Below are 1209 nucleotides of genomic sequence, written 5' to 3'. Positions count from 1 at the left end.
GTAAGGATTCAGGTCAAAAAAACTTCGGTGACAAAAGCTGGTAAAATAAACCAATGAAAAAGCCCCCAGCAACCAGAGAGCCGAAAAAAACCGAAATCGAGCAGTTGAGCCAAGCTGAACTGGTAGAAATGGTACTGGGGCTGCAAAAAATTATTGAAGAATTACAAGAAAAACTAGCCATTGCTACGGGCAAAAGTCGAACCACCAGTCAGACTTCATCAAAGCCCCCATCAACGGATCTGATCCAGAAATCAGAGAAACCAACAGTCACACCAGAAGCAGACCAAAAAAAGAAACCAGGTGGACAACCAGGTCATCAGGGAAAAACCCGCTCATGGTTTGGACGAGTAGACAGAACCGAAATTAGCTCACCCGACATCTGTCTCAATTGTGGTAGTCAAGAATTAAGTCAAGTAATTAACATCCACAGACAGCAAGTAGCAACTCTAGTCGCCAAACCAATCGAAGTCGTCGAATATCAGACACAATCGTGTAAATGCCTAGAATGTGGTGCAGTAGTCAGAGGAGAACCACATCAGGGAGTGGTTCCAGGCCAAGACTTGAGCGTTAATCTCCAAGCACCCGGCGTCTGGCTGGGGAATTATGGGCATCTTTCCTACGAAAAGCTGACTGAATTGTTGTGGGAACTCGGCACGATAGAAGTGTCCGTAGGAACACTCCAAAAAACCAATCAACGAGTAGCAGCAGCAGTAGAGCCAGCTATCAAAGCACTGTGGGAATGGGCACCTCTTCAATCAAACGTTCATGTAGATGAAACGCCCCCGGTGTGTGATGGGAGTCAAAGAATGGCTGTGGACGGCTAGTGGAAAAGGATTCTGTTTATTTCATGCCGCAGATACCAGAGGACGTGTGGAACTAGAAACCATGCTGGGCAAAGAATTTGCTGGAGTCTTAAGCTCAGATGATTTCAGCGTTTATAATGGTTGCTTTCGTCATAGCCCAACAGAAGTGTCTAGCCCATTTACGACGGCATTTCAAGAAAGTGCTGGGACTTCCGGGCAACAATAATGCAGCAGTCGCTCAAATATTTCTGTCATTAATTGATGAAGCTTTTAGATCCCATGAGTCGGGAGCGAAAGACGAAGGAGCAACTTACCTACGACTCTTGGGCTGAGGATTTCAAAATACGATTGAATCAAGCTTTGGCCACTTGGTTCAACCAAGTTGGCTATGCAGCAGGTTTGTTAC

2 protein-coding genes are annotated in these 1209 nt (G+C 45.7%); both read left to right on the top strand.

Translation table 11 applies throughout. From position 1 onward, the window contains the following. The first annotated feature begins 53 nt into the window (after positions 1-53). Positions 54-824, top strand: coding sequence for a DUF6444 domain-containing protein (locus tag QT979_RS28870; RefSeq protein ID WP_333312391.1), 771 nt, complete (start codon positions 54-56; stop codon positions 822-824). After that, positions 772-1029, top strand: coding sequence for an IS66 family transposase (locus QT979_RS28865; protein ID WP_333312390.1), 258 nt, complete (start codon positions 772-774; stop codon positions 1027-1029). The genes QT979_RS28870 and QT979_RS28865 overlap by 53 nt, the downstream gene beginning before the upstream one ends. Positions 1030-1209 lie beyond the last annotated feature (180 nt).

The organism is Microcoleus sp. w2-18bC1, assembly GCF_036700365.1.
In the GTDB taxonomy this organism is placed as follows: domain Bacteria; phylum Cyanobacteriota; class Cyanobacteriia; order Cyanobacteriales; family Microcoleaceae; genus Microcoleus.
The sequence above is the reverse complement of the archived record's forward strand: the minus strand, read 5'-3'. Positions and strand labels throughout refer to the sequence as shown.